At 54.0% G+C, this 22,682-nt stretch carries 17 protein-coding genes and 5 pseudogenes; 9 read left to right on the forward strand and 13 right to left on the reverse strand.

The window, feature by feature from the left end; genetic code table 11:
* Nucleotides 1-73: 73 nt before the first annotated feature.
* Together M2305_RS15315 and M2305_RS15320 are read left to right on the forward strand one after the other, a co-directional pair.
* Entirely contained in the window at nt 74-460 is a 387-nt protein-coding gene (locus M2305_RS15315) for a winged helix-turn-helix transcriptional regulator (RefSeq protein WP_174694306.1), read from the forward strand.
* 501 nt (nt 461-961) lie between these two features.
* The gene (locus M2305_RS15320; protein WP_211497595.1) at nt 962-2,056 is read left to right on the forward strand and encodes a hypothetical protein; all 1,095 of its coding nucleotides are present in this window, start codon (nt 962-964) and stop codon (nt 2,054-2,056) included.
* Between the two features lie 173 nt (nt 2,057-2,229).
* On the opposite strand, the pseudogene M2305_RS15325 reads toward M2305_RS15320, so the two are convergent.
* Nucleotides 2,230-2,450: pseudogene (locus M2305_RS15325) on the reverse strand (IS5/IS1182 family transposase); the annotation flags it as partial.
* 168 nt (nt 2,451-2,618) lie between these two features.
* Between M2305_RS15325 and M2305_RS16405 the strand changes: the two are divergent.
* Nucleotides 2,619-2,837 (forward strand): annotated as a pseudogene (locus M2305_RS16405) (transposase); the annotation flags it as partial.
* Nucleotides 2,838-2,879: 42 nt separating this feature from the next.
* Nucleotides 2,880-3,215, forward strand: a pseudogene (locus M2305_RS16410) (IS701 family transposase); the annotation flags it as partial.
* A 104-nt stretch (nt 3,216-3,319) separates the two neighbouring features.
* Here M2305_RS16410 and M2305_RS15335 read toward each other — a convergent pair.
* Nucleotides 3,320-3,878: pseudogene (locus M2305_RS15335) on the reverse strand (transposase); the annotation flags it as partial.
* A gap of 275 nt (nt 3,879-4,153) precedes the next feature.
* On the opposite strand from M2305_RS15335, the gene M2305_RS15340 reads away from it, so the two are divergent.
* Complete coding sequence (locus M2305_RS15340) at nt 4,154-4,738, forward strand: winged helix DNA-binding protein (protein WP_211497597.1); 585 nt, start codon at nt 4,154-4,156, stop codon at nt 4,736-4,738.
* A gap of 5 nt (nt 4,739-4,743) precedes the next feature.
* Here M2305_RS15340 and M2305_RS15345 read toward each other — a convergent pair whose 3' ends face one another.
* The 10 genes from M2305_RS15345 to M2305_RS15390 all read right to left on the reverse strand — a co-directional run bounded on the left by M2305_RS15345 (nt 4,744) and on the right by M2305_RS15390 (nt 15,738).
* A complete protein-coding gene (locus tag M2305_RS15345; protein ID WP_211497598.1) occupies nt 4,744-5,139 on the reverse strand; it encodes a hypothetical protein in 396 nt (131 codons plus the stop codon).
* Complete coding sequence (locus tag M2305_RS15350; protein ID WP_211497599.1) at nt 5,136-6,494, reverse strand: acetyl-CoA carboxylase biotin carboxylase subunit; 1,359 nt, start codon at nt 6,492-6,494, stop codon at nt 5,136-5,138. The genes M2305_RS15345 and M2305_RS15350 overlap by 4 nt, the downstream gene beginning before the upstream one ends.
* Nucleotides 6,487-6,924, reverse strand: coding sequence for an acetyl-CoA carboxylase biotin carboxyl carrier protein (locus tag M2305_RS15355; RefSeq protein WP_211497600.1), 438 nt, complete (start codon nt 6,922-6,924; stop codon nt 6,487-6,489). Before M2305_RS15355 ends, M2305_RS15350 begins: the two co-directional genes overlap by 8 nt.
* Nucleotides 6,914-7,699, reverse strand: a complete 786-nt coding sequence (locus tag M2305_RS15360) for a LamB/YcsF family protein (RefSeq protein WP_211497601.1) — start codon at nt 7,697-7,699, stop codon at nt 6,914-6,916. The genes M2305_RS15355 and M2305_RS15360 overlap by 11 nt, the downstream gene beginning before the upstream one ends.
* A 12-nt stretch (nt 7,700-7,711) precedes the next feature.
* Nucleotides 7,712-8,683 carry a 5-oxoprolinase subunit C family protein gene (locus M2305_RS15365; protein ID WP_211497602.1) on the reverse strand — a complete coding sequence of 324 codons (972 nt, stop codon included), beginning with the start codon at nt 8,681-8,683 and terminating at the stop codon, nt 7,712-7,714.
* On the reverse strand, nt 8,680-9,324 hold the full coding sequence (pxpB, locus tag M2305_RS15370) for a 5-oxoprolinase subunit PxpB (protein WP_211497603.1): 645 nt from the start codon (nt 9,322-9,324) through the stop codon (nt 8,680-8,682). The genes M2305_RS15365 and pxpB overlap by 4 nt, the downstream gene beginning before the upstream one ends.
* Before the next feature lie 7 nt (nt 9,325-9,331).
* Nucleotides 9,332-10,678: an MFS transporter gene (locus tag M2305_RS15375; RefSeq protein ID WP_211497604.1), complete on the reverse strand. Its 1,347-nt coding sequence runs from the start codon at nt 10,676-10,678 to the stop codon at nt 9,332-9,334.
* Between the two features lie 21 nt (nt 10,679-10,699).
* Nucleotides 10,700-13,039 (reverse strand): TonB-dependent receptor, encoded by a 2,340-nt coding sequence (locus M2305_RS15380; RefSeq protein WP_249206813.1) that lies wholly within the window; start codon nt 13,037-13,039, stop codon nt 10,700-10,702.
* A 172-nt stretch (nt 13,040-13,211) separates the two neighbouring features.
* Complete coding sequence (locus M2305_RS15385; protein ID WP_211497605.1) at nt 13,212-14,459, reverse strand: M20 family metallopeptidase; 1,248 nt, start codon at nt 14,457-14,459, stop codon at nt 13,212-13,214.
* 31 nt (nt 14,460-14,490) lie between these two features.
* Nucleotides 14,491-15,738 carry a M20 family metallopeptidase gene (locus M2305_RS15390; RefSeq protein WP_211497606.1) on the reverse strand — a complete coding sequence of 416 codons (1,248 nt, stop codon included), beginning with the start codon at nt 15,736-15,738 and terminating at the stop codon, nt 14,491-14,493.
* 253 nt (nt 15,739-15,991) lie between these two features.
* Between M2305_RS15390 and M2305_RS15395 the strand changes: the two are divergent.
* The 4 genes and pseudogenes from M2305_RS15395 to istB form a co-directional block, all read left to right on the forward strand.
* Nucleotides 15,992-16,206, forward strand: a pseudogene (locus M2305_RS15395) (IS481 family transposase); the annotation flags it as partial.
* Nucleotides 16,207-16,440: 234 nt separating this feature from the next.
* Nucleotides 16,441-17,811 carry an L-serine ammonia-lyase gene (locus M2305_RS15400; RefSeq protein WP_211499581.1) on the forward strand — a complete coding sequence of 457 codons (1,371 nt, stop codon included), beginning with the start codon at nt 16,441-16,443 and terminating at the stop codon, nt 17,809-17,811.
* Nucleotides 17,812-18,357: 546 nt separating this feature from the next.
* Entirely contained in the window at nt 18,358-19,881 is a 1,524-nt protein-coding gene (gene istA, locus M2305_RS15405; protein ID WP_211497517.1) for an IS21 family transposase, read from the forward strand.
* Nucleotides 19,871-20,656, forward strand: a complete 786-nt coding sequence (gene istB, locus M2305_RS15410; RefSeq protein WP_264649989.1) for an IS21-like element helper ATPase IstB — start codon at nt 19,871-19,873, stop codon at nt 20,654-20,656. The genes istA and istB overlap by 11 nt, the downstream gene beginning before the upstream one ends.
* An 80-nt stretch (nt 20,657-20,736) precedes the next feature.
* On the opposite strand, the gene M2305_RS15415 is transcribed toward istB, so the two are convergent.
* The gene (locus tag M2305_RS15415) at nt 20,737-22,611 is read right to left on the reverse strand and encodes an FUSC family protein (RefSeq protein WP_264649990.1); all 1,875 of its coding nucleotides are present in this window, start codon (nt 22,609-22,611) and stop codon (nt 20,737-20,739) included.
* Nucleotides 22,612-22,682 lie beyond the last annotated feature (71 nt).

Consider the following 22,682-nt stretch of genomic DNA (forward strand, 5'->3'; position numbering starts at 1 on the left):
GAAGAGTGAGCACTATGCTGTTTTCAGACAAGAACGCACTTTTAACGCCCATAGTGTCGGAAATGATACCGTTATGACCCGTATCCGCCATCAGTCGCTCGATTGCAGCCCCGGCTGCGCTGTTGAAGCAACGCTTCAGCTCATCGACGGGAAATGGAAAGGCGTGATCCTCTATCATCTGCTTCAGGGGACCTTACGCTTCAACGCCATCCGCAAGCGCCTGCCCAATATCACCCAGAGAATGCTGACGACCCAGCTTCGCGAACTGGAGCGCGACGGGTTTGTCTTACGGACGGTCTACCCGGAAGTCCCGCCAAAGGTGGAATACAGCCTCACCCCACGCGGGCGGACCCTTGAGCCCGTCATCATGGCTCTCAAAGCCTGGGGCGATGAGCACACAGAGTTCGGACATGTTCCTGAGATCTGCGCCGATATGAAAGGCTCTCCAACAAACTCTTAGCGTACGTTTTCGAACAACCTCTCACCGCTCCCCGTACCCCTTTCACACCGAATCGGAATGTCCGCTTCCACAGGTCGTTCGCTTGAAGCGGACCGACTGCAATCCCCCCCCCCCAAAGCCGCCGCAAAACCAATAAAGGATTGCAGGCCTGTGCGGAGGTGTAATTCCTTACACACGGCATGGCAGAGGCAATGGAACCAACTTGCCAAGAAGCGTCATTGTCTACTGACGATGGCTCCAGGCCAGCACATCGGAAGAGCTTTTGGGGAAGATTTTATGCATTCTACCCTATGTCCGATAATAAGAATTAACGGACATAGGGGGTGAAGAGGGGGCGACTTTTGAAAAAATTTGCAAATCCAAGCTAAGGCCGATTTAACATGACTTGATGTCTTTCTTCGCTCTCTCTTCAAACCTGTCTCGGCTCACGCTGAAGGCCACCTTCAAGCTCTGGGATGTGACGGCACTGATGCTCCATGGTCCTGCGCCGGCGATGCCGTGATGCTCTTGCCGACGCGTACGACGCTTCAGGTCTCTGACGTGGCGGTCGACCTGACCGCGGCATCGATAACCATCGGTCGTCTCGATCAGCGGCTCCAGAACCACCCCCTGAAGGAGGCCTTCCTCTATCGCGCCCGTCTCGACGCTGTCCGGGCCCAGGCGCAGGTCGATGGCCAGGCCATTGATCCTTGGCACCTGGCGGCTGTCCTGGAAGGCCTGCGCCTCCCCACGCAGGACCTTGAGGGCGCTGACCGGTTTGCTTTGGTGGAAGCGGCACAAACAGCGTTTCGGCTCTATCAGTGGCAGACCCATCCTTCTGCAACACAACGGCATGAGATTGCACGGGCTCTCTCTCATCTCCGGCCTTTCATCAGACCGTGTGGACCCCTCCTCGGTGCGGCGAGCGCGTTTCATGACTGGCTGCATCAGGGAGGACAAAGAGCTCCGTTCCGGGCCGCACTTGGCGTTCTGTGGCGCAAACGGGGCGTGATGCGCAGCGCCCTTCCCCTAACAGGTCCTGCGGCGCTTCGTGCCGGAGCGCCTCATGATCCTGTGCGATGGGTTCCGGTTTTCCTCAGAGCCGTGACGGCAGAAGCCCACTCCATGACCGAGATGCTGCGTGGCATGGAACGCCAGTGGGTCATGGCCCGCAGAGAAGCCGGCGCGCAGCGTCGGCACTCGCGAGCCCCTGCGGCCATCGACATCCTGGCCGCTCGGCCTCTGACGTCCGCGACGACGCTGGCAGACCTCCTCAAGATGTCTGTTAACGCTGCCCTGGACCTTCTGGAACGGTTCGAAAGCAGGGGATTTGTGGTGGAAGTGACGCATCGCTCCGCGCGGCGGCTGTTTGCCTTGCGGGGCTTTGAGCCTTTACGCGAGGCTCTGATGCCGCCGCGCAGGCTTGCGTCTTATCCCCTAGAAGACACTGATCCTGCTCTGCCTGACGAACTGCGCCCGTCAGATCTGGTATCAACGCTCTCCGAACAACAGGCAGCGATGTGGAAGCCCGACTTTACCGAGCTTGAGGCCGCGATGAGAGAAGCAGACCACATCCTCAGGAAAACGACTTCGCGGAGAAACAAGCTTCGATTGTAACGCCATAATCAGGCCTGCTCTCGAGGAGAGTGTATGAGGGATTGAAGAACCGTTAATTGATGTACCTTGGTTCTGATTTTTGGTTTTTGGCGATTTGATTGAAGCTTCCTGAAGCTGATTTTCGTTCTAAGTTTTGAACAGACCGGGGAGTATCGCCACCTGCGATGGCACGTACTCGCGCTGATCTGTTCCAGGAAGAGAAAGCGGCTCATATTGTAGACGATATTGGCCAAATGGTCCGTTTGATACCGACAGTTCGGACGAACAGCCCCGTCTCTGACTTCTGGTCGGCAAATATATGCTCGACACCCGAGCGGATAACGGACTTTCAAGCATTCAACTTCTGGATATGCCGTGGCATGGGCTTGAGATGTGGTTTTTTCCTGTGAACCTGGAGGGTTCGAAAAACCCTTCAAATTGAATCGCTAATGCGGCGCTATAGACGTGTGCGCTCTTAAAGTACGATACTACCTAGCACTACTTTGACAGAAGTATGATTTTTAGGATTCCCATGGTGCTGATGGCGTAATTCATGGGGAGCCAGCTTTGACGGAGGCTGGCATTGGAAGAAGATTGGCAAGCGGATCTTGAGTGCTGGCTCGCCCCGTATCTGGAAGGTCTGGGCAACAAGACGCGGCGTCGCATTTGTCCGGCCTATATCGCAGGTCTGATTAGGCCAGGAGATCGCAAAAGCATCCAGCCCATGGCCGCGCGCTCGGATGCGGTCCCCTATGACCGGCTGCATCATTTCATCGGGGCCGGGCTATGGGATCAGGCCCCGCTGGAAGCGACCCTGTGGAAACAGGCGGATGACCTGGCTGGTGGCGACGGACCCTGGCTGATGGGCGAACATCGCTCGAATGGCGAACGCAAATACTATCTCTCGAACTTACCGGCCGACATGGCAATCAAAGCTCTGGCTGGCGCGATCAAAGCGCGCTGGATATGCGAACAGGCCCATCAGCAACTCAAAGAGGAACTGGGCCTGGATCACTTCGAGGGACGATCCTGGACCGGACTTCGCCGCCATGCCTTGATGTCGATGATAGCCTACGCCTTCCTGCAGTCCCGCAGGTTCGCTCAGGCGGGAGGGAAAAAAAAGAGCCCTCGGGCCGCCACCGCAATCCAGTCTGCCAGCAGTGCGCCAGGCCATTCTTGACCACATATCTCGTTCACCCCCGAGACACTCGTCATCCTATCCACCCCAAGTCATAAAAAACGGGAACTCTCCTTTTGAGTGGACACAAAAAAGGGGGCACGTCACAGCGTCCAGTGCGCATGGCGATTTTTATGGGACAGCTTTGCGGGCTTGTCCGTGGATATGTCCTGCCCAAAGATCCGCTTTCTCAGCGTTCGTATTGCGCTGCTTTGGTGCGGCCACGAGTGTGGCACCCAGGATCTGGCCGGACATCGGGAAATAACCGGCGTTGTGCAGGGTAGTGTCAAAAGGATCAAACAGCCCTTCAATGGCACCCGCCTGCGTCAGACGCTTGCGGAACAGCCAGACCGTTTTGGCATCCGGCACGCGGTCCGACAGCCCCAGTCCCAGAAAGCGCATGAACGGCAAGTGGTCGTTGATGAGATACTCTGTCCGTTCATCAAACAGATTGTTCAGCGTCTGGATCATCAGGATCTTGAACATCAGCACCGGATCAGATGGCGGACGACCGCCTTTGCTTCCGTCTGAATAGGCCAGAGCCTGGTTCAGATCAGGGCGAAAGACTTCAAAATCCACAGTCCGGAAAAAAGCTTTGAACTGATCAGAAAGCCCGCTCAAGCGAGCAAGCCGCTCTTCAACATCGAAGAAACCCGGCCGCTTCAAATTCCATCATCCCCAATCAACGCACGGGAAATGGAATCACACAGAACAGATCAGAGCCCAGGGTTTTTTCGATCCCTACTGGTTATTGCACAGAGCGGTAAATGTTTAAAGAAATGTGACAAGGCTTTATCCGATCACCGCTGTTGGTGTTTCCAAACAATTTATGAGATGTACACCAGACTATTGTCATTCTCTCAAGCCAAAGCCATAAAACGGGAACTTTCCTTTTAAGCGAATACAAAGAGGAGAGCACGTCACAGGCAAAGGAAATGGCAATGCCGAAACATCTTCCGAAAAAAACATACAGCCGGAAGCAGGCAGGAGAACACGCCCTCCCCCTTACTGACGATGAAACCCGATCCTACATTGTATCATCTTCGCACTTGGCAACGCCAGGAAGTGAAGATCTGAGTGAGTTCGAATTCGCCCTTACAGTTGCCAATCACGCTTTCCAACGCTGGGTGGCAAGAGGGATGGCGGCAGCCGGGATGCCAGAACTCTCGCCTCTCGACAGTCTAATTCTACATGCCATTCATCATCGAGAACGAGAAAAAAGCATCTCGGACCTGCTGCTGACACTCAATTTGTCCGAGCGACATTATCTCAATTACGCCATGAAGAAACTTGACGACCTTGATTTGATTACACGTAGAAAGCAGGGGAAAGAGGTTTTCCTCGCGGCTACCGAAAAGGGTAGAGCGCTGTGTATAGAATACGCACGCCTCCGGCGATTTTGCTTGCTGGAACTCATCCCCTCTGACCGAAAAGTGGCGAATGTTCCGATCAGTGAGCTAGCGAAAGCACTCCGTGTTTTAACGGGATTGTATGAACAGGCTTCCCGGTCAGCTGCATCTCTGTAAGAGCCCTACGCAGGTTTAACCTCTTCAATCATGAAGAGCAGGTCACCATATCCGACGACGGCACCATCTTCATGTAAGGGAGTGCTCAGTCGTCCGGTTTCGGGTGCAATAACAGACACCCTGAGTGGATCAATATCAATATAGCCCACGATATCACCAATTTTAACCCAGCGTTCTGAGGGGATATCTACTAGGCGAAATATACCTACTTCTGGACTTTTCACCGACGCAGAAAACGCCGCTGAATCACCAAAAAAATTTGTACAGATCTGGTCTGCAGCCGCGATCTTGGGATATAGCTGCAGTTCAAGTGTTTCATTGCCTTCCCGCAAGGAGAGTGATGCCAAGTCTGCGCTTCGCATTAACGTAACGAAGCTTTCAATCCGGTCTAGCATTGTCACGACACTTTATCCTTCTCGATCAGTGCTTCGAGATAATGGACGCTAACTGCGCCTGCCCGGAATCCGGCTGAAGCTAAAACACGTTGGTGAAATGGAATAAGCGTTTCAATTCCTTCGATGCGTGCCTCACCGAGCGCGGCCTCCATACGTCGCAACGCGTCTTCACGGGACTGACCATGCACAATCAATTTAGCGACCAAAGAGTCATAATGCGCTGTAACACGCCCTCCGACCTGTAAATGTGTATCAACTCTCACTCCAGGGCCGCCCGGAGGATTCCATGCCGTTACAGTTCCTGGCGCCGGTAGGAAATTTTCTGAATTCTCAGCATTAATTCGACACTCGATCGCATGACCGCGCGTTTGAATATCTTGCTGACGGAACGAGAGTGGGCGGCCCATCGCTACGCATATTTGCTCCTGAACCAGATCTATACCTGTCGTGATTTCTGTAACAGGATGCTCGACCTGCAGGCGCGTATTCATTTCTATGAACGCGAACGTACCCTTCTCATATAAAAATTCGAATGTTCCTGCCCCAACATACCCCATGGCTTGGCAAGCTTTAGCGCAAGCTTCCCCCAATTCGTTCAGTTGTTGTTGGTTAATCTGAACGGGCGGCGCTTCTTCAATTAACTTCTGGTGTCGACGTTGAACGGAACAGTCTCTAGCGCCGAGCCAAACGACATTCCCGAAATAATCTCCAATAATCTGAATTTCGATATGCCTGGGCGCTTCGAGAAAGCGCTCCGCATAGACAACAGAATTACCGAATGCCCGTCCGGCCTCTTCACGTGCCGTCTCAATCGCAGAGAGAAGTTCACCGGCCTGACGAACAACACGCATACCGCGCCCTCCGCCTCCGCCAGATGCCTTGACGATGAGGGGATACCCCACCTGCTCACATACCTTGAGAATCTCTTCCGGATTATCGGGTAGAGCGCCGTCAGATCCTGGCAGGCAAGGAATGCCATGCCGCTGTGCTTCATGACGCGCACTGATTTTGTCACCCATCAAACGCGTAACATGCGACGAGGGTCCTATAAGGGTCAGTCCCGCCTGCTCAACCGCTTCCGCGAAATCGGCATTCTCAGAGAGAAACCCATAGCCGGGATGAATGGCATCAACCCTGGTTAACCGAGCAGCCCTTAAAACACGCTCAACGTCCAGATACGACCGCGCAGCAGGAGCAGGGCCAATACATACGGACTGATCCATCAGGCGCAGATGAGGCAAATCAGCATCAACGTCAGAATAAATCCCAACAGTCTCCAGCCCTAAGAGGCGACACGCCCGTACAATACGAAGCGCAATTTCACCCCTGTTCGCGATCATAACCCGGCGGATGTCACGCATCGACTAACTCCACCTCAAACAGTGCCATGTTAGGCTCAATCACATCTCCGTCCTCTTTTAGAACGCGTGTCACACGGCAGGAGTATTCAGCTTCAATCTTCGATAGCATTTTCATTGCTTCCACGAGGCAAAGCGCATCGCCAGCTTTGACCACATTTCCAACCTCGACGAGCGGAGGCTCTTTAGGCGCTTCGGAGCGATAAAAAACGCCATGCATGGACGCTAAAATTTTATGCGAAACTGGTGCTTCAGACTTATCTTCATCCGGATTGACGCTATCCGCCGCCTTAAAAACAGCATCTGTCTCGTTGTTTTGCGGAGCCGACACAAGACGAAGCGCTTCGCCGTTGCCCTCATATGCGAGTTCCTGAATGCCCAGGCTTTTCATAGTGACCATCAAGCGCTCGAGGCGCTTCATATCAAACGACATGATGACTGCTTTCGTGGGGTGACTGCAGCATGATCCCGGCCCCCTCAAGCGAGCGTCGCACCGTCCTTGCAATATCCAAGGCATGCGCCGAATCACCGTGAACACAAATCGTATCGATGTGTGTTTCCAACATATTCCCCTTAACAGTTTCGATAGCGCGCGCCTCCACCATGCGTACGACGCGTGCCGCGATCAGCGCAGGATCATGCAACACTGCCTCAGCCTCTTTTCGTGAGAGAAGATGACCGTCTTCTGCGTAGGCACGATCCGCAAAAATTTCGGAATGCACCGTTAGTCCCTGCTCCCGCGCCAAGCGTTCCAAGGCGCTATATGCAATCGCGACCATCGATAGGGACGCATCCACTGCTTTGGTCGCCGCAATGATAGCAGACGCAACCCCCTCGTCATGTTCAGCCAGATTGGCGAGAGCTCCATGAATTTTTACATAACTCACGTGACACCCCGCATACGCCGCAATGGCCTGTGCAGCACCGGTTTGATAAGCAACCAGTCGCTCTATTTCACCGCAAGTGAAGGGAATAACGCGGCGACCGAAACCCCAGAGATCCGGGAATCCAGGATGAGCTCCAATCGTAACTTTACGAGTATAAGCCATACGCATGGTCTCATGCATGATTTCAGGATCGCCACCATGAAATCCACACGCGACATTCGCCGACGTTACGATATCAAGCAGGGCTGCATCGTCGCCAATGCGATACGCGCCAAATCCCTCCCCCATATCGGCATTCAGGTCTACAGTACGGAGCGCCATATCCGCTTCCTTTCAGTCCAATAGCCCGCTACGGGTTTTCTCAACCTCTGCGCTCAGAGACACGAGCGCACGCTCCTCGTCCCGCAAGGCGGCAATAGCTTCACTCTCATCGATTTGAACAAACCTTACTTTCCCGCCAATGCTGGTCTGGGCCAGCAGCCGGAGATCAGGTTCAATCACTGTAGCGATCTTCGGGTAGCCGCCACATGTATTAGCATCGGCCATTTGAATAATCGGAACGCCGTCTGGAGGAACCTGCACCGTTCCCGGCACGATTCCATGCGACATGAGCGCCAAAGGACGTGATAACGAGAGGATATCAGACGCTTCGATGCGGAAGCCTGTGCGGTTGGCACGGGGCGTAAGCTGCCACGCCGAAGCGGCAAACCTGATCTTCGCTTCCGGTGTGAAACATTCATACTCAGCCGCATCGAGAACCCGCACAACAGTCTCTTCGTTTGAAGGTAAGGCTGCACATATTGCGAGACCAAACCCACTTTTCCTTGGAAGGGGAGCGGACGTGTCCCCTGTCGAGAGTACGTCTCCCTTTTCGGGGGCATGCCCGTCGATACCGCCAAAACCACCTTTGACGTCTGTCCCCCGGGCTCCGAGCACAACAGGGACATCAATGCCGCCCCGCAAGCCTAAATAAACGCGCACGCCCCGCGTAGGTGCAGGAACAACCAAAACCTGTCCTGCTTCTGCCGTGATCGTCCAGTTTGGGGGAATGGGGCTGGCATCCAACTGGGCAAGACATACGGCCCCCGTGAGAGAAAACGCAGTCCTTTCGAGGAAACGAACCCTGAAAGGAAAAAATGCGATTTCAATCGCCGCGGCGTCTCTAGCATTCCCCAACAAAATATTCGCATGGGCAAGCGCCAGCCTGTCCATAGCCCCGCCACGAGATATCCCCATATGCAAAGCATGCGGGCGGCCGAAGTCCTGAATTGTGTTCAGTGCGGAAGTCGAAAGGATCTCGATCATGAAATCGCATCGAACCGAACGATATCACCCATCTTCAAGAGACAGACTTCGTCACGGTGGATATCGAAAAGCATAGTCTCTGTCATACCTATAATGTGCCAGCCTGAAGGTGCGTCGCAGGGCATGACGCCAGCTTGCCCCCCACCGATAATCACTGCTCCTCGGGGAACATGAATACGCGGCGTGCGCCGTCGCGGCAGCCACAATCGCTTATCCAGCCCCGTGAGATAAACGAAGCCGGGCATCGCCCCGACAGCTGCAACGCGATACGCTCCCGACGAATGAAGATCGATGGTTTGCTGCACCGATAACCCCGCATGAGATGCAACGTCCGCAAGGTCTTCGGCCAGCGCACCTCCATATTCGACCTGAATATGAATTTCATTCGCGGGCAAATCGCTGTCTGAAGCGGCCTCCCATGCTTGGGTAATGGCAGCACGCATTGTTTCGGGATCTGTCGACAGACCATTAAAACCAACCAAAAGGTTGTTGACGCCGGGAATGGCCGAGACAACATCGGGATGCTGCTGGATTGCCCGCGCTGTTGCCCAAATGCGCCTCTGCGCGCGCTCGTCAAAAGCGCCTTGGGCAACATCGCATAGCAATGCTGTCGCGCCAGCAGAGTGAATACGCATCGTCATGAGATTATCACCCTGCACCACAAGACTGGTCTAACTTAGACGCCCCAAGCTGAGACACGTCCGGCTCCTGCGAGCGTCCAAGAAGCACGAGCAAGGACAGAAGCCCTGCGGGGCAGGCGACCATCGTCGCGAAAGCCGGAAGCAACTGCCATCCGGTGCGATTGATCGCCCATTGCATGACAGGTTGCGCAAGTCCGCCAAAAATGGAGACTGCAATTGTATACAACATGCCAAATACGAAAGATCGGCGACCTACCGGAATAGCGCGCAAAACCGTCATAATAGAAATTGCAGACGTGATTCCGGAAAGCCAATACGTGACCGTATTCAAAACAACCAATGTCAAAAACGAAGGATGCTTTATGCAAAGCAAATAAACCGGCAGAATCAAAATCTCAGTTGATACAATTGTTGCGATCAGAACAAAACGTCTGGATACGCGATGATATAATATAATCCCCGTTATCATCGCTAGTAATCCAGCGCCCACACCGATTGTCATTGATAGCAATGACGTCAGAGCAGTGGCGTGTAGTTGCCCCATCGCATAGCTGACACCAAAACTTCGAACATAAGTCGTAAATGCTGATGCCGAAACGACGCAGAGAATAAGCGCAGCTGTCAAAGTAAGAAAACCTCCTCCAATGGAAGCAGATTGCTGGCAGTGAGCACTTTGAGGGGCCTGTGCTTGCGGTGCAGAAGAGCCCTTCACATCCCGAAATCTCAGTCTCAGACCAAAGATGACGACCACCCCGCCAAGCAAAAATGGGATGCGCCATCCCCAGTTCGCCATGGCGTGTTCCGGAAGCTCCGCAGACACGAGCGTTCCAAGAAATGCGGCTATAAGAATAGCAACATACTGAGTGATGTATTGAAGGGTTGTATTGAAAACCTGACTAGGACCCGATGATGCAGCATATAACATCTGCGTCGCAGGGCCGATCTCTCCGCCTTCAGCGAACCCCTGAACCGCACGCAGTACAAAGACCAAGATGGGCGCCAGAATCCCAATTTGATGTGCCCCAGGCAATAGAACAAAACCTACTGACGCGGCGCCCATCAACAGGAAAGTAAGCGCCAAAGTCGACGCTTCACCTCGCTTGAGAGCCATGCGCCCCATCAGGAAAGCTCCCAATGGGCGGAACAGGAAACCTGAACCGAACACAATGAGAGCTGGCAATAAGGTATGCCTATTCGACCCCAGATCAAAAAAGGTCTCGCCAATAAACGGCGCAAAAAATGCGTAAAGAGCGAAGTTATAGTATTCTAACCCGTTCCCAAGACTGAGCGAAAGAATATGCGAGATCTCCCGCTTCCGGCGCAAACCGGCGTCGTCAGCAGAAGAATACTGCATGATCAATCCTCGTTTCTAAACTCAGAGATGCGCTGTCAAACGACCGCCAATGTAACGAGGCTCTCCGGAAATACGGAAATAAGTCGTCGTGTTGGAACCTGACGCCAGATAATACTGCCTGTTCAGCAAGTTAGACGCGTACACCGTGGCAGACCACCATCCATGGGTCGGACGAACCGTAAGGTGAGCGCCCATCAGGAAATAATCCGGCAAACGATATGCCCCGACACCTCCAATCGCCATCGCTTGAGAACCACGATAAGACCAGTCTAAACCACCATCAATCGTATAATTACGAACAAATTGTGTTTCGTAGTCGGCTGAACCATTGAGGGTCAGCTTTGGAATGCCAGAATCTGTCCCCGCGTAGTTGTTGTAAATACCAACCCAAGCCTGGTGAGCCGTAAAATAAGCATTCGTTGCCGATGCATTCAAAGCCTGGAAGATTTGGTACTGACCGCGCTCATAACCAAAGTTTTGGCGGATATACAAATGCTTAAGAGGATGTAATTCCGCGTTAAACTCGATCCCCCAAATATCAGACTTCGGAATGTTTACATACATTCCGACAGGGCCATAATTTGGAACCAGATAATTACTAATCATCTGCTGCCCATGGTAATCATAATAGAACGCAGCGCCATTCAAGCGAAGCACATTGCGAATTGGGTCTGACTTAAAGCCAACCTCATATGCCAGAAGGGATTCAGGTTTGAACGGCTGCAACTGCTGCTGCAGGATCGTATTATTTGCCGAGAACCCGCCAGGCTTGAACCCTTTGCTCATCTTATAATAGAGCTGCAGTTGCTCAAGGGCTTGCCACTGAATACCAAGCGTTCCGCTAAATTGGTTTGCCGCGGCACCGCTATTGGCAAATCCAAGGTCGTTCACACCAAAATGCACAGTTCTCATATTCAGAAGTTGCCGATCATCGGCTTCATGGCTCAATCCACCGAAAATCGTGATTTGATGCGGCAGGCGATAGGACACGTGAGCGTACTGGTTGAATGCCTGCTGATTTTGATTGAACGATGTCTCAGAATAATATCCGCGTAGCGGAACGTAATCCGTAAAATCGTTAAAGAACTGCTGAGACATGCGTGATCGGGTATAGGTCATGCCAACCTGCCACTGCAGACGATTCCGTTCATGCGAAGCAAGCTGCAGTTCTTGCGAAAATGCATTCGCAACCACATTCCGATACTGATCACCAGTCGCCCGTGACGTTCCGTCCTGATCGGTGTACTCGCCCTCGCGCTCGCTCTCAAAAGCACTGATACTGCGCAAAACAGCGAAATTCAGATCACGTGAAGCATTAATTTCCGCTCCCCAGAACGTATTATGCTCGGAGGGCTTCATACTGGCTGAACGCCCGATCAAATGCGCAAAGCCCGGACGCAAATCCCAATCAGCCTGCTGAAAGCCAAGAGACGGGATTGTTTGTGAAGAGAGGAAATTCAGGATCGGTCGCCCGGTCACCACCTGCGAATCATCCTGAACCCAATGACTCGAAAGCATGATCTCGGTCTTTGCATCCGGCCGCCAGCGCAGCTTGGCGCGCAGAGCTGTCTCGTCCGCGTCGCCCAAGTGCGTATGGTTTGCCGGGCTCCACTGATACCCACCACCTTCAAGGTTTTGCACCGCCACGCGGAACGCAAGCTTATCAGTGATAGGCCCAGAGACATAACCCTGAACGCGATTACGCGCGTAGCTGGCGATATCCTCGGAAATACCAGCGTGCCACTCATCCGTCGGATTTGCAGTGCGGATATTCACTGCGCCACCAGTATCATTCAGACCATGCTTCGTTCCAATCGGTCCGGGATCGATCTCAACGTCCTGCAAATCAAACAGCATCCCGTTTGACATTGTACTGTACGGAAACGCCACGTCATCAACGTATGTCAAAACAGAGGACATATTGTTCTGCGTGTAATCATTAAAGCCGATGCCACGGATCCAAAAATTGGTGCTCGCGGTTCCCATCATGCTTTGGATCGTAACGTTCGGAGCCAGCGTTTGAAGCTGCCTCACCGAAACGATTCCCTTTCGCAGAATATCTTGCGCCGTCAAACGGGTTGCAGAATCAGCCTGACGCTGAGCTTTCGCAAATTTGAAAATGCGACGGCTCGCACTAATGACCAAATTTTCCTGAGCATTCGCGTCAATACCGGTCTTGGGACTTGCAACTACGCGCGTGGAAGCCTTGAGAGCAGGTTTGACAGCATTGTCCCGCGCGACCGCGCTTCCATAAGGAAAAATAGATGCCGTACACAGGAGAATCCAGATTGCCGAGAGACCAGAAACCCGGCGACTTCCAATTTTAGACGCAAGTCTCATTTTGACTTTTGTTCTCGTCATTTCCCTATCCCCTACCCAATCCACACGAGATCGCATGACGTCTCGATATCAAGCCTCTGAACAGCCAGATATCGGCGCGGAGCACTCACCCTACTAACCGCCTCGCACTCGCAACGAGTATAATTTATATATGTTTTATATACGACACAAATATATTATTACGATGAATGATCTATTTTTCGTCAGAAACCCCGCAAATCTCCATGATTGCGAGCATATAAATTCGAATCATATCAAGATAATCAAAGAGTTCTACGCGCTCATCGGGCATTGTGTTAAAACGTCCGCCAGGGCCACAAACCACTCCCTCCATTTGCCCGTAATGCTGCAAATGCCCCGCATCTGTCCCGTAAAACCGGGAAGGATGCGCCTGGCCATTTCCTGCCTCATGGCCTCGTACGTATGCATATGCGGACGCAACAGCCTCAACGACTGGAGCCGTCTCACGCTCGGCAAAAGGCGGCATAACCGGATGCCCGTCTGAGCCCTGTATCCGAAAGGTAATCTTGGCTGTGGGATACCGCTCGCGATAGACGTCAAGCAATCGCTCCATATCTGCGCGAGCGCCTTCTTCGCTCTGCCCCACGGCATAGCGCCCCGAACCACGCAATTCCGCCACGTCCGCGACCTGAGCTGGACGCCAATCTTCGAACGTGGATCCAAGACCGGCCTTCATCGTTCCAACATGGACACGGTTGACCGACCCATGACGCTCGGACAGTTGCCCGGAAAACGTCATGCTGTTCAAATCAGAAACCATCAGCGCTGCGATGGCCAGCGCGTCAGTTCCTTCTTCACGCTTGGACAAATGCCTCGTATCGCCCTGAATCCTAATTTCAAAAACGAAAGCTGCTGCATGAAGAGTCAGGATTTCAAGATCGGTAGGCTCACTATTGATAAAGCAATCCGCACGCACGCCTTGATCAATCAAGGCCTTAGTCCCCACCCCGCCTTGAAGCTCCCCTACGACATATGACAGCAGAACATCGCCCTTTAGGCGAATTCCGGCTGCCATGAGGGTTTCAAGAGCACAGAAATAGGCTGCGTCTCCAGCCTTCATATTCGACACGCCAATGCCATAAATAAACGTGTCGTCGACCAAACCGCCCCAAGGATCGACGGTCCATCCTTCGGTCACAGGGTTTGTATCAACATGCCCATTGAATAGGAGGCTTCGCCCTCCGCCAGTCCCCGGCAGTCGACCAATCGCATTATATCGTCCACCGGGTACTGGCGTCAGAGACGCCTCCAAACCAAGGCGGGACATATCGTCAGCCAACGACTGAACAAGCGCGCGCTCACCGTCCGTGGCACTATAGCTTTTGCAGCGCACCAGCTTCTGTAAAAACGCAATGCTGCGATCCACGTCAAGCGCATCTAACGCCTTCTGGCAGATAGCGTGAGAAACAGTTTGGGTCATATTTTCCTAGCCACTTGCGGACCTTGATCCGTCATTCGTCAGACAGAAAAGAGATGATGGCGATGGAGAGAGCAATGATGTCGTCGACCGTCGTAAATTCACCCGGAGAATGCACGCGGCTTTCCGGTCGGATTAGACCACCCAGCAATACTTCGGATCGTCCCGTTGCCCGCTGAACCCATCCGAAGTCGGAGCAACTACTTGAACCCCATCGACAAAATTCTTCTGAGCGATACCCAAACCCACGCGCAATGGCAGCCTGCCAGCGGGGCCAGTTGGGACCATATGGATCACTTGTAGGACACAAATGACCAATCATTTCGACCTCATACGTCAGGCCGGATGGGACACTATGACGAATAACGTCTTCAATCTCTTTTACGACGCTCTCAAAGCATTCTTCAGGGGCGTAGCGACGAGAAACGACAATATCCAACAAAGAAGGAATCTGTCCGCCGCTGCCAGTCCCACCGCTCACGGACATGATCGCCAAGCTGGGCCGCAACGGCTCATCACCAGCATAAGGAGCGCTCGGCATCTCAGAGGATTTTTGTCGGACTTCTTCCGCAAGTGCCATCAGGGCTCGTTGTACGCAAACACCAGCCTCAACAGCATTGAATGCGGCTTTAGCTGCTCCTGCGTGTGTAGTGCGCCCAGTAAGCCGAATGCGAAAGTTAACCAGCCCAAAGCATCCGGCCCAGATGCGCGCTTCAGGCGTTCCGTTAAAATTAATAGTTAGTTCTGGTACCTGCCCCTGCTCCGCCAGATAACGAACTCCGGGATACAGCCCTCCCTCTTCATCCGTACAAAACAGAAGGACAGGATTATATTTCAGCTTTAGATTAGACGCCTGCATCGCCTCAATTGCGAGCAATGCTGCAGCCATCGGCCCTTTCGTGTCAGCCGCCCCTAAACCGACTAGGCGCCCTTGCTGCTCATAAAGCGAAAATGGATCCGTTTTCCAACCTTGCGCAGGCGGCACGGTATCGACATGAAAATATAGACCGACGTCTTTTAAAGGCGAGTACTGACGAGAGACTAAATTGATTCGCTCAGTCGGAACCTCAATATCACGCGATCTCCACAGCGATTCCGGCAAAGAAAATTTCTGCGTTTTGAAATGAAGAGGCATTAAATAGGAATTAACGACTTCCGAAAATTCAACATAATTAGGTGATCCAGGAAAACTCGTATTAACCGCCACGAACTGACGTAGCATCTCGATTGCTCGAGATATATTCTGACGCACATAAGATGCCGCGGGGTTTAAATGGCTCATCAACGTGTCCGAATCAAATATAATACATACATGTTCTTGTGTGATTTTCCCAATATGAGGTCAAGCTATAGTTCGAGTCCGGACCGACTGATGTGCGCAGCAAGATGTGGTTCGGTCTCGTAATGAGGCGGATGCTGAACAATCTATCCGCTAGGTATTTAGTCCCGTGTTTTGATGATGTGGTATTTTCGCGTGCGTGGAAGGACGCCTTATGGGATAGAGACGTCATGGGAGCGCCACGACCGCGCACGCTGTGCGAGCAGCAATACAGCGATCGCAGCGCTGAGCGAGGAGTTCGGGATCAACCCGAAAACAGTTGTAAAATGGCGCAAGCGCCAGACTGTCGAAGATCAAAAAACTGGCCCTAAAGAGCCTCGCTCAACGAGCCTGATAGAAACCGAAGAAGCCATGGCAGTCGCTTTTCGCCGACATACTTTACTGCCGCTGGATGACTGCCTTTATGCCCTGTAGGCCAGCATTCCTCATCTGACACGTTCGGCGAAGGCTCAAGACGCTGAGTGGCCTCACACCTTACAAATACGTCTGCAAAATATGGACTTCAGAGCCAGAAAGATTCATTATCAAAACACCAGACTAAGCACGAACCAATCGCGTCCATGCAAAGGGCCAGGCCTTGTGCAAGCGTTTTCCGATCTATAACGCCGCATATCCAGACGCCTGAACACCTGTATCGAGACCCTAATGATCAGCCTTTTCGATCTTTTCAAAGTTGGTATCGGCCCGTCCTCATCGCACACGGTCGGACCGATGCGGGCAGCCCTGAGGTTCACGGATTCTCTTGAATCCCTGAACTCCATCGCCCGGTTCAGAGTTACCCTTTATGGATCACTGGCCTGGACGGCTCAGGGGCATGCCACGGACAAGGCTGTGATTCTGGGGCTCTGTGGCGAAAGCCCTTCGACCGTTGACCCTGATGACGCTGACGAAATCGTTATGGCCATTACCGTCAGAAAACAGCTCCAAGTTCAAGGGTTTTCTATCGCATTCGATCCTGAAACGGATCTGGTTCTGGATCGGGAAACCATTCCGCCCGTCCATCCCAATACCCTCCAGTTTGAAGCTCTCGATGCAGAGGGTCAGGTAACGGCCGCTGCCCGCTTCTGCTCGGTAGGGGGTGGATTTATTGTTCCTGAAACCGCCACAGAGACCGCAGGCTACGCCCAACCGCACGTTCCCTACCCCTTCACCAGCGGTAGGGAACTTCTTGAGCAGACTAGCACACATGGCCTGACTATTGCCGAAGTAGTCATGGCCAATGAAATGGCCCTTCGCCCCTTGGAAGAAACAGAAGCCTATCTCGACCAGATCATAGACGTCATGATGGCCTGCATCGAACGTGGACTTGTACAGACCGGGACACTTCCAGGACGATTAAAAGTTCGACGTCGCGCTGCTGCGTTGCACCAACAGCTTCTCGCACGGGAAACCTCGAATTCCCATTCAGCCCATGGTGTCATGGACTGGATCAGCCTCTTCTCCATTGCTGTTAATGAAGAAAACGCGGCAGGCAGCCGTGTTGTCACAGCTCCTACGAACGGAGCTGCGGGCGTCATTCCATCGGTCCTGCGTTATTATCGCGACTTCTGTCTCCGGGGCTCCCCAGAAATTATGCGAAAAAGCATGCATGACTTCCTTCTGACTGCCTCAGCCATTGGAGGTCTATTCAAACTGAACGCCTCCATTTCAGGTGCAGAAGTAGGATGTCAGGGAGAAGTCGGCGTTGCCTCGTCAATGGCCGCTGCGGGACTGGCCGCTGGTCTGGGGGGATCTCCCGTACAGATCGAGAATGCTGCAGAAATAGGAATGGAACACCATTTGGGCATGACCTGTGACCCGGTAGCCGGCCTTGTTCAGATCCCCTGTATCGAGCGTAATGCATTCGGCGCAGTCAAAGCCATCAACGCAGCTTCATTGGCTCTTCATGGCGATGGTATACATCGCGTTTCTCTCGATCAGGTCATCCGTACCATGGCGGAAACCGGCCGGGATATGAATCACCGCTACAAAGAAACTTCCCTCGGTGGCCTCGCTGTTAACTTTCCTGAATGCTGACGTCCAAATAGTCGTCAGAAATGCCGTATCCGTGACGGAGGAAGGACGTGCCGATGCCGTTTTCGAAGGTGGTATCGTTCTCCCCGACCATCTGTAGGGTTCGAAAAGCCCCTTGGCTCTAAGCGACTCTGTGTGATTCCATTTCTTCGGCGTTGATTGGGGATGCTGAAAGATGAATTAGTCGGGTTTCTTTGATATTGAAGAGCGGCTTCCCCGGCTGAGCGAGCTTGGTGATCAGCACGAGGTGGAGGGATCGAAGAACCGTTGGTTGATGCGCCTGGCTCGTGATTTCAGGCTTTTGGCGATTTGATTGACGGTTTTTGGGGGAGCTTTTGATCTGCGTTTTGAGCAGATCGGGGACTGCTCTCCCGCTGGATGACTATGCGCTCGCGTTCAATCTTTCGAGGAAGAGGAAGCGGCGCATGTTGTAGACTGTTGATTTTCACTGAGAACTGACCCTGGGAGAGGGGAAATTTTCATTAAGAATTGACCCATGCCTGACACTGCTCCCGACGCATGAGCGCGGGAGGCGAAGGAGTGATCAGCATGGACTTGTTGAGTGTAATCCGCCGTTGGCACTATCGGGATCGTCTGCCGATCCGTGAGATTGAACGCCGGACGCACCTGTCGCGGAATACGATCCGCAAATATCTTCGATCCGAAACGCTTGAGCCGGTTTTTGCGTGCGCTGTCCGGATGAGCAAGCTGGACCCGTTTGCACAAAAGCTGACGAACTGGCTGATGCTTGAGGCTTCGAAGTCGCGCAAACATAAACGCACAGGGCGCCGCTTTCATGCGGATCTTGTAGCGCTTGGCTATACGGGGTCGTATGGCCGGGTTGCCGCCTTCATAAGAGATTGGAAAGCCGAGCAGCAGAAGGTGAAACAGACGACGGGGCGTGGCGTGTTCGTGCCCCTGAGCTTTCAGCCAGGCGAAGCCTTCCAGTTCGACTGGGGTGAGGACTGGGCGGTTATTGGGGGACGGCGGATCAAACTGCAGGTTGCCCACACCAAGCTTTGCTATAGCCGTGCCTTCATTTTGCGGGCCTATCCACTCCAGACGCATGAAATGCTGTTCGATGCCCTGACAGAGGCTTTCCGCGTTCTGGGAGGCGTTCCCCGCAGAGGTATTTTCGACAACATGAAAACAGCGGTGGATCGTATCGGGCAGGGCAAAGCCCGTCAGGTCAATCTGCGTTTTTCTGCCCTGGTCAGCCATTATCTCTTCGAGGCGGAATTCTGTAATCCGGCCGCGGGCTGGGAGAAAGGACAGATCGAGAAGACCGTTCAGGACGCACGGCGGCAGATCTGGCAGGAAATGCCGAATTTTCCAGACCTGACAGCTTTGAATGCCTGGCTTGAGACGCGTTGCCTGGAGCAGTGGATCAGCCTGCGTCATGTCGAACTGCCTGGCAATGTCGCCGCGGCGCATGCGGCGGAGATGCCTCACCTGATGGTGCCGGGACGGGCATTTGACGGGTTTGTCGAGCACACCAAGCGTGTATCGCCGACCTGCCTCATTCAGTTCGAGAGCAATCGTTACAGCGTGCCGGCGTCCTTTGCCAATCGGCCTGTCAGTCTGCGCGTCTATCCCGAGCGGCTGGTCGTTGCAGCCGAAGGCAAAGTGCTTTGCGAGCACTCCCGGATCGTGACGCGCTTCCATGGGCTGCCTGGACGAACGGTCTATGACTGGCGGCATTACCTGGCTGTACTCCAGCGCAAACCGGGTGCCTTGCGCAATGGCGCACCTTTCACTGACCTGCCCGAAGCGTTTCGCATTCTCCAAACCCATCTGCTTCGCCGTCCCGGTGGTGACCGGGAAATGGTCGAGATCCTTGCTCTGGTTCTACATCATGACGAGCAGGCCGTGCTTTGTGCTGTCGAACTCGCAATCGGGGATGGCGTGGCGACAAAGACCCATATCCTCAACACACTGCACCGTCTGACCGACGCCAAGAAAACGGATGGTCCAAGGATCGATGCGCCACAGGCGCTGAAGCTCGAACGCGAGCCCCGGGCCGACACAGGGCGGTATGATACTCTGCGTGGAGCGACCCGCCATGCGTCATGATCCTGCTATCGGTGCTCTCGTCGTTATGCTGAGGGGCTTGCGCCTGTACGGCATGGCGCAAGCCACAGAAGAGCTGGGCCAGCAGGGAGCACCAGCATTCGAGGCGGCCGTTCCTGTCCTCGCGCAGCTCCTCAAGGCCGAACTGGCCGAGCGCGAGGTGCGCTCCATTGCCTATCAGACCAGGGCGGCGAAGTTTCCGGCCTACAAGGATCTGGCAGGCTTCGACTTCTCGGCTGCCGAGATCAATGAAGCCACAGTTCGTCAGCTCCATGCAGGAGACTTCGTGGATCGCGCTGAAAACGTCGTGCTCATCGGTGGACCCGGGACGGGTAAAACGCACGTCGCTATTGCCCTGGCCGTACAGGCAATCGAATATCACCGTAGAAAAATCAGGTTCTGGTCTACCGTCGATCTCGTCAACGCCCTGGAGCAGGAAAAGTCTGCCAATCGGGCCGGACAGATTGCCGAACACCTCCTGCGTCTCGACCTGCTGATCCTTGATGAGCTGGGATATCTGCCATTCAGCGCATCAGGTGGTGCACTTCTGTTCCACCTGCTCAGCCGTCTCTACGAACGTACCAGTGTTATCATCACCACCAATTTGAGCTTCGGTGAATGGGGCGAGGTCTTCGGCGATGCCAAGATGACAACCGCCCTTCTCGATCGCCTCACCCATCACTGTCATATCCTCGAAACAGGCAATGACAGCTACCGCTTCCGCGCCAGTACGGCCGCCCCAAAGGCCAGAAAGGACAAAAAAATCTTATCCGCTTGACCTCTCCATAAAACACAGGAGAGATAACCACAGGCCGGGTCAATTCCTGATGAAAACCCAGGGTCAGTTCTCAGTGAAAATCAACAGGGCTCACTTTCCAACTGGTCGAATTGCTCGCGAAGACGGCTCACTGCGTGACCGATGCGAAGGTCACGCACGATTATGTCGATCGTCTCCGTTGTCGGCCGCGCCGAAAGACTTAGACGGGGTCGCAGCAGGGCGATGCGATCGATTGTCAGATTGGTCCAGACGGCTTCGGCGGAAACCCTGCTTCGGACGCGATAGGCCGCGTCTCGGCGGCCGAGCCGCAGCAACCGGTTGATCGCGGTATCTGGGGAGACGGTCTGGAACAACGTCATAGTTGCCGCTGCGAACCCGACCCCCATCAACAGCGCGATGCTACTATTGATGGCCTCAGCGAAGTCTCCGCCATAAACAGGACCCAACCCGACGAGGATCGGGACAGTCAGCGTGATGCCAAGCGCCATGAAGGTGGTCGACGGCCGAGCCTGCAACGATCCTCCGAATAGAAGCGCCGGTGCGAGGACCGCGATCAACACCCAGAACTCGAAGACACGCGGCAGGACGATAAAGCTGTAGATCAGGCTGATCGCGATACCATAGACCGAGCCAAGCATGTATTTTCGGACATACGGCACCGGTGCGTCCACATTGCCGAACAGGGCACACGTGACACCCAATACCGATACGGCCAGCCCTCCATCGGGCCACGCAGACCAAATCCAAAAAAAGCAACCGAGGAGGATTCCCAAAGCGGCACCCAGACCTGCCCGCGCCGCCATCATCGGATCGCGATGGAAGATATAGCCCGTCGTTTTCTCAGCGCCCTGAAATGACTCTGTTGCACACTCTGCTGCGCTGGCTTCGGCGCCGAGCCGTTCGATATCATGAAGGAGACCGACGAGCTCGGCGAGATGACGGGCTATGTTGGCGACAAGGCCATCGATCAAGGTGGCGTCATCGGCATGGTCGAGCGAACGGGCATTCTGGAACAATCTGTGCGCTTCTGTTCCGCGATCATTCGGCGTGTCCAGACTGATCCATCTGCGAACTCTGTATAAAAGCTGCGCTAGCTCCTCAGGCATTCCAGGCGCATGAATGAGGGAAATCCGTTCCTCAACATCGGCAAGGAGCAACAACAGGTGAGCCAGACGATCATGTAAAGCGCGCAACGTTAAGCGGCTTAGACGTGCTGTAATCGGATCATAAGGAAGGTGTGTCGCCAGTCCCCTGAGCGCGAGCAGGTCCAGAGCCATTCGGTAGCGATCATCGCGGCATGAGCTTTCCGAGATATTGTTCAATACGTCGCAGGCCAGTTTTCGGGCATCATGCAGCGTTGCTGTCAGCTTGGCCTGAAACTGGCCGGTCATCGGCCGGGGGACCACATAGCGATGGATCACCACAGCACACAGAATGCCCAGTGCGATCTCCTGTACGCGCACGATGGCGGTGTCGAAGACTGCGCCAGGCGCCGCAACTGCAGGAAAGCCGATCAGGCTGGTGGTGTATCCGGACAGCACGAAGGCATAAGAGCGCGGCGTGCGGTCGAGTAGCGACAGAAACAGACCGAGACCGATCCATCCTGCGAGCACCGCACTGCACACCACTGGCTCGTTGGCGAAGGTCGGAACGATTGTGACGGTCGCGAGCGCCCCGGCCAGAGTGCCCATCAGACGGTAGAGACCACGACTGAGCGAGGCGCCCCCCGTGGGTTGCGACACGAGATAAACGGTGACGATCGCCCAGGCAGGGCGCGGCAATCCAATGCGAAGAGCTATGAAATAAGCCAGCATCGCGGCAGCGAAACTCTTGGCGGAAAAGAGCAGTGCTTCACCGTCCGCCCTGAGGGTTGGGTTACGAAGCAGGGCGATGAGTTGCGGCAGAATCAACGCGGGTCTGATCCACCCGTCCTGCCAGAAGGGCCTGAATGTCATGCCTTGTTGATAATAAGTTGCAACAACTGGGTAAATTAGGTATCCAGACAATCAATCACTGAAAGCTGCCA

Source organism: Gluconobacter cerinus, assembly GCF_025961355.1.
In the GTDB taxonomy this organism is placed as follows: Bacteria; Pseudomonadota; Alphaproteobacteria; order Acetobacterales; family Acetobacteraceae; genus Gluconobacter; species Gluconobacter cerinus.